The sequence below is a fragment of the Flavobacterium sp. genome (assembly GCF_035760125.1).
Taxonomy (GTDB): Bacteria; Bacteroidota; Bacteroidia; order Flavobacteriales; family Flavobacteriaceae; genus Flavobacterium.
This window is the reverse complement of sequence record NZ_DASTTN010000546.1, coordinates 1-6593: the sequence shown is the minus strand read 5'-3', so window position 1 is coordinate 6593 and position 6593 is coordinate 1. Positions and strand designations below refer to the sequence as shown.

6 protein-coding genes are annotated in these 6593 nt (G+C 33.0%); 1 reads left to right on the top strand and 5 read right to left on the bottom strand.

Annotated features, from left to right (window positions below; translation table 11 throughout):
* Positions 1–650, top strand: a 650-nt coding sequence (locus tag VFS71_RS19380) for an amino acid permease (RefSeq protein WP_326403321.1), incomplete at its 5' end; no start/stop codon positions are given.
* Positions 651–727: 77 nt separating this feature from the next.
* On the opposite strand, the gene VFS71_RS19375 is transcribed toward VFS71_RS19380, so the two are convergent.
* The 5 genes from VFS71_RS19375 to VFS71_RS19355 form a co-directional block, all read right to left on the bottom strand.
* A complete protein-coding gene (locus VFS71_RS19375; RefSeq protein ID WP_111411249.1) occupies positions 728–955 on the bottom strand; it encodes a PspC domain-containing protein in 228 nt (75 codons plus the stop codon).
* Positions 956–1070: 115 nt separating this feature from the next.
* Entirely contained in the window at positions 1071–2348 is a 1278-nt protein-coding gene (locus tag VFS71_RS19370) for a DUF2851 family protein (protein WP_326403319.1), read from the bottom strand.
* Between the two features lie 175 nt (positions 2349–2523).
* Positions 2524–3006: a 3'-5' exonuclease gene (locus VFS71_RS19365; protein WP_326403317.1), complete on the bottom strand. Its 483-nt coding sequence runs from the start codon at positions 3004–3006 to the stop codon at positions 2524–2526.
* 63 nt (positions 3007–3069) lie between these two features.
* A complete protein-coding gene (locus VFS71_RS19360) occupies positions 3070–4431 on the bottom strand; it encodes a pyridoxal-phosphate dependent enzyme (RefSeq protein ID WP_326403315.1) in 1362 nt (453 codons plus the stop codon).
* Between the two features lie 107 nt (positions 4432–4538).
* On the bottom strand, positions 4539–6506 hold the full coding sequence (locus tag VFS71_RS19355; protein ID WP_326403313.1) for a putative porin: 1968 nt from the start codon (positions 6504–6506) through the stop codon (positions 4539–4541).
* Positions 6507–6593 lie beyond the last annotated feature (87 nt).

The window sequence follows — 6593 nt, the reverse complement described above, 5'->3', positions numbered from 1 at the left end:
GTATTCTAGGATCTTTAGCAGTGTGTACCGTTTTATATATTCTTTTTGGACATGTATTAACAGGTCTTGAACCAGTGGAATTTTTCAGAACTAGCGGTAAGGAAGCATCTGTTGCCAATGCAATCATACATGCTATGGGGGAAAGTTATAACTGGCTTGCTCAGTTTGTTACCGTTGCCATATTAGCAGGTTTTTCATCTGTTATTTTAGTGATGTTATTAGGACAATCAAGAGTTTTTTACTCTATGGGTAAAGATGGATTGCTTCCAAAAGCATTTAGTGATTTACATTCAAAATACAAAACTCCATACAAAGCGAATCTTGTTATTTTAGTAATTGTTGGAGCTTTTGCAGCTTTTATTCCTGGAGATATTGTTGGAGATATGACAAGTATTGGAACTTTATTTGCTTTTGTTCTTGTATGTATTTCTGTTATTATCTTAAGAAAAAAAGAGCCAAATATGGTAAGAGAATTCAAAACTCCACTTGTTCCTTTCGTACCGCTTTTAGGCGTATTTGTATGTTGCGCAATGATGTATGGTCTAGGTTGGACGAATTGGTTGAGACTTTTTGTTTGGATGGCTTTAGGAATCATTTTCTATTTTGCCTATGGAAAGAAGAACAGCACATTGAACGGCACTAAAGAATAATATTTAATTAACATAAAAAAGGGATTTTAAAGCTTAACCACTTTAAAATCCCTTTTTTTATTCTTTATAATTATTTTTTACAAATCAAAGACAGAAGTCCTTTTGGCCCGAATCAAATCTTTTAGCCTAATCCAAAAAGCCAACGTCAGATAAACTCCAAAACCCAATCCAGCGGTAACAAAAGAGATGTAGATAAAGAACAAACGAACATTTGTTACTCGCATTCCTAATTTATCAGCCAGACGAGAAGATACATGAAAACCGTATTTTTCTAAAAAGAATTTCAATCGTATTACTGCTCGCATTGGTTTGAATTATGAATTATAAGCAAAATTACAGAATCTTTTAATAACATCGGTTAATGTCTGATAAAGTTCTTAAATACGTTACTAAAAAACTAAACTTCCAACAGTACCATTCTTATTCCCAATTATTCTTCAGCAACTCCATTCCTATAGAGCATTCCAAGCATTTGTTTTTATTACAATATTCATTTTTAAGTTGCAAAAGAGATTGAGTTTCAAATGCATTTTTAGCCTTTAACCCAAACGAACTAAATTTCTCCACAATTGAATTCTTTTCAGACTCAATATCATTTAAAACAGCAATTAGATCTTCGGATATTTCCTTTCCTTGACTCTTGGCATACGCAAATTGAAGTGGAATAACAGTATTTAAAACTATCAAATCCATGAAAGATTTGGTTAAGGCTTTCTTTTTTTTCCGACTTTCTTTGTCGAATTGATAATGGGTTTGCCAATACTTAGAAACCGAAACACCTAAAACTTCATAAATAGCTTCAACAGAATTCAAGTCGCTTATTTTTGACAATAGATTTTGCTGTTTGTGATACAAATTTGCTAATTGTGAAAGCCGAATTGTTGGGAAATTATCTGGTCGATGTTTAAAAAACTGAACGGGTTCGATACAATTTTTCTCTATTTGGTACTTATGCAGCAAATAAAAATATCTGAATTTTAAATCTTTGAAATAGGCATCTTCCTTCTCAGTATCTAATAATCCCGCAGAACCAAAAAGCAAAGCTTCCAAATTTTCTACTTCAAAACATTCCTTTCGAATGACAGAAAAAGGAATAGATTGAGCAATCTTAAGAAATATTTCCCCATTCGTATTCAAACCAAAATTCTTTGCCAAAAGACAGAATAAAACTGCTTCCCAATCATTATTAGTCGACTCTAACAACTCCAAAACAGGTTTTGCTTTTCTTTCCAAACGTTCAAAAAACAAACGCTCCTGCCAATTTATTAATGTAAATTGAGGGATTTCTTTTATTTGCTTTTCGCAAAAAATCCAAGATTTGGGGGTCAATAACTTTTGATAATTGTTTACAATATCTGCGTCAACATAGTTTTTGAGTTCGAGAACTGGAATTTCTGAATTGTTACTTCTGTAAATTTCGGTATCGTGATTCCAAACGACATGCAAAATTACATTTTCATAACCTACATCTTTCTCATGATGATGTACATACCAATCGGATGATTTGACATGAATTTCGACATTTCCTGCCCACTTTTGATTTCCAATAGTAATTTGAGCATTAAAAAAATCAGGTCCTGCCAATTCTAAATACTGACCCACATTACTAATCGTGATTTCCTCTTGGCTGCAAGTTTTTAAATTTAAAGTATCAAACTTTTTAAACTTCCAAAGGTAGTGGAGAAAGTCTTCTTTCATTTTTTTTTAGATAATAGATTGAAAAGATGAGAGATAAAAGACTCATCCCGAAAACTAAAGTACTAAAAAAACAAACAACTTAACTTACAAAATTGAAAAAGACAGATATTTCTACAATTTTTAAAATCCTTAAAATAAATTAAGGTTCTAAGTTTCAGAATAGTATTAGAAATGATTATCTCAATAAATACAATTTGGCGCAAGCTCGCGCATCTGATAAAGCTTCGTGATGGTTTAGTTTTATATTCATTTCACGACAACAATCACTAAGTTTTGTTGGCTTCAATCCTTTTGATTTATATATTTTTACGGTACATTCCCAACGAGAACCTATATTCAAATCATCGTAGTTCAAACCATAAAGCGCCATTGATTTGGACAAAACATTACGGTCGAAGCTTTCATTATGTGCCACTACGACTCTATTTTGAAGCCTTTTTTGAATTTCAGGAAATACTTCGACAAACGTTTTGGAGTTTGCTGTGTCTATAGGATATATTCCATGCACTCGTATCGTGAAGGGATTATATTCATTATTGGGTGGTTTGATTAAAGTCACAAACTCATCCACAATAATGCCGTTTTCAACAGTGACAATACCGACCGAACAAGGATGATAAGCAGTTGCAGTTTCAAAATCTATAGCGGTGAAGGTCATAAGTATTTAAGATTTTAGACTGCAGATTTTATATAAACCATAAAATCTGCAATCAATATGAATTTATTTCATTGCCTTAATAATATCTGATTTTGTAATAATTTGATGGTTCCCGTTTTCAAGTTCTACCAAAACTGCATCATTATCTTTCGTGAAAAATTTAGAGACTTCCTCGATTGATGTGCTTAATTTAACAACAGGAAAAGGTTTTCCCATTACTTCTTTGATAGGCTTATCAATTACATTTTTATCAACCATATAACTTCTGAACAGATCAGTTTCGTCAACAGAACCAACAAATCCATTAATATCTACTACAGGAATTTGCGAAATATTATACTTACGCATACGGTCAATTGCATGCGAAACCAATTCCTCGGTACGAACTACAATCAAAGGCTTATCAATATGATCTTTGATCACATCTTCAGCTTTGGTTACATCCTCTTCTAGAAATCCTCTTTCTCGCATCCAGTCGTCGTTGAACATTTTACCCACATAACGGCTTCCAGAATCATGAAACAATACCACGACAACATCTTCTGGTTTGAAATGTTCTTTGAGTTGTAACAAACCTTTTATAGCAGCACCGGCTGAATTCCCGACAAATATTCCTTCTTCAAGGGCAATTTTTCGGGTATAAATTGCTGCATCTTTATCCGTTACTTTAGTAAATCCATCGATTAGCGAAAAATCAACATTCTTTGGCAAAATATCCTCACCTATACCCTCGGTGATATAGGAATAAATTTCATTTTCATCAAAAATACCGGTCTCGTGATATTTCTTAAACACCGAACCATAAGTATCTATTCCCCAGATTTTGATGTTTGGATTTTTCTCTTTCAAGAATTTTCCAACACCTGAAATTGTTCCCCCCGTACCTACACCAACTACAAAATGAGTAATCTTTCCTTCTGTTTGTTTCCAAATTTCAGGTCCTGTTTGCTCGTAATGCGCCAATGTATTGGATAAATTATCATATTGATTTACATACCAAGAGTTTGGTGTTTCTTCAGCTAATCTTTTGGAAACTGAATAATACGAACGGGGATCGGTTGGTTCAACATCGGTTGGACAAACCACCACTTTGGCACCAACTGCACGAAGAATATCCATTTTTTCTTTGGACTGCTTGTCAGATATTACACAAATCAATTTATATCCTTTGATAATGGCAACTAACGCTAATCCCATCCCTGTATTTCCGGAAGTTCCTTCAATTATAGTTCCACCAGGTTGTAAACGTCCGTCGGCTTCGGCATCTTCAATCATTTTTACAGCCATACGGTCTTTTACCGAATTACCCGGATTAAATGTCTCTACTTTAGCCAAAACCAAAGCATCTACTTCAGCAGTTACTTTATTGAGTTTTACTAATGGAGTATTCCCAATAGTTCCTAATATATTTTCTGAGTATTCCATTTTGTCTTTTTATTGGGGTTATTTTTCAAAACTATATTATCCCTATATAGTTATATATGAAACAAAATTAGTCGTTTTTTTTCAATTTAAAACAACTAAGTTCCAAATTAATTGAAGAAGTTCCAAACTAATCCAAAACGAATTAAGAAATCACGATACGGATAATCGGGTGCCGATAAGTAATTATTTTTAGAAAACAATGAGTTGAAATGTTCTGCCTTCAAATAGATTCGAGTACGCTGAATTTTTGCATTTACAAAAAAATCAAGAAGCGGATAATTCCCAATCTTCACTCTATCTTGAACAAAAAACTCACCAATCAAAGGATTATAGCTATCACTATGATAACTGGTAAAATAATTCAGCTCCACACCTGTTTGGAAAAACAATTTTTTTTCAAACATATGATTCGAATAATACAAGGTGTTTCTGGTCACAAATTCAGGGACATTCAAAATAAGATCTGGTTGATCTACTTTTTGGAATAACAAAGTATTGTCTAAAGCCCATTTGCCAAATACAAACTCTCTTGAAACCTTAAGAGATACATAGTTAATTAATTTACCATATTGAGCCGGAGCCACTATTTGTGTGCTGTCATTTCGTTCTGTTGCCGTTGATATATCAGCAAAATACAAATGATCATTTATAGAATTCAGTTGCAAAGACAATGACACCCATTTGGTATCTGCATTCACACTGATAGCGTTTATTTTTTCATTTACAAAATCGTTTGACCAATTGTATTTTCTATAACTACTTTGGTACAAATTATAATTATTGTTCGGCAATTTATTCATGATTTGATATCTAAATGAGATTTGATTCTCATCATTAATATCATACACCGCCGATGCATCAAGATTGAATAAATTTTGATCCGTAACTGATTTAGAGTATAAAAACTTTCCGTTCCATTTGTCCTTGCGATAATTGTATTGTCCACCAACAGTGTTTATGGTTTGGCTTAACAAATTTGGAACGGTTTCCGTATCCAAATACAAAATATTATTATAGAAATAATTGGAATGTAAATCATCAACGAAAAAAGTAAAAGCTCCCAAAGTCATGTTCTCATACACCAACCCCAGTTTGTTGTACATTTTATTGTAGGTCGTTTTATCATTAATACCGCTGGTCACGAAAGATTCACCATAGCGATCTACAATTACTCCACCAACTGTTGAAGCTATCGTTTGTTGAGTATAATCAAAATAAATATCCTCATAATTAAACTGTTCAGTAACATATAAATTATTGCTGCCTTTTTTTGGATTTATTCTAAAGGTTTGATCCACAAAAAAACGTTTTCCTTTAAGCAAAGACATCGCATCCTCAAAATAAACACCCAATCGAGCTCTATTATCAAACGCTGGATCACCGCTTTCAAAATCACTTACATTACTAATCCCGCCATTTTCCTCGTTCTGAATCTTCTGGGCAACATAATGTGCATTGGCAACATAACGCCCGTCTTTGGTATTATAACTCGTCGTAAATCTAAAATTATTTGTTCTGGATTCATGGTTGATGTACCTACCTTCCGATCGCAAAGCTTTGTAGGCAATAGAAAAATTCAGTCTTGGAGACGGATTTATGGCAAAATAAGAATCTGCCGACTGACCTCTTTGTATCGTTGTTTTAAAATACAACTCGGTTACAGGAGTCGCTACATTCGCATATCTAATATCTTCAGCCTTGCTATAATTAAACTGTTTTGCTTTAAATCCAAATTCTGGATAAGGTGAAAAACCATTAAGACCGTATTGAAGTGTATTATAGGTTTGTCCCTCATTGGAAAAACTCAAAAGACCAAAATTATCTTTCCTCAAATAATTATGGCCATATGCCTTTCTGATAGATTGAGTTGTATCAATATAAGTTGTATCCTTATTCAACGAAATAACCTGATACATATCATAAGTTGCCTCTGGCGCTTTTTTCTTCTTTATGGAATCCGAAGAATTATATTTACTATTATAATCAATTTCTTTAGCACTATTAACCTGTTTATTTCTCTGCGAAAACAGAAGGACCGGAAAAGCTAAAAAAAACAACGAAAAGAAAATTCTCATTTGAAAAGGTTATAATTAGGCAATTATTTTACTTATATATCGAGCAAAGGTAAAGGATAAAAACGTATAAATAAAAAAACACCTCAA

Bases quoted from the DNA above. Each gene is read 5' to 3' on its own strand.
- VFS71_RS19375 (WP_111411249.1), bottom strand. From the start codon at position 955: ATGCGAGCAGTAATACGATTGAAATTCTTTTTAGAAAAATACGGTTTT.
- VFS71_RS19355 (WP_326403313.1), bottom strand. From the start codon at position 6,506: ATGAGAATTTTCTTTTCGTTGTTTTTTTTAGCTTTTCCGGTCCTTCTG.
- VFS71_RS19365 (WP_326403317.1), bottom strand. From the start codon at position 3,006: ATGACCTTCACCGCTATAGATTTTGAAACTGCAACTGCTTATCATCCT.
- VFS71_RS19370 (WP_326403319.1), bottom strand. From the start codon at position 2,348: ATGAAAGAAGACTTTCTCCACTACCTTTGGAAGTTTAAAAAGTTTGAT.
- VFS71_RS19360 (WP_326403315.1), bottom strand. From the start codon at position 4,431: ATGGAATACTCAGAAAATATATTAGGAACTATTGGGAATACTCCATTA.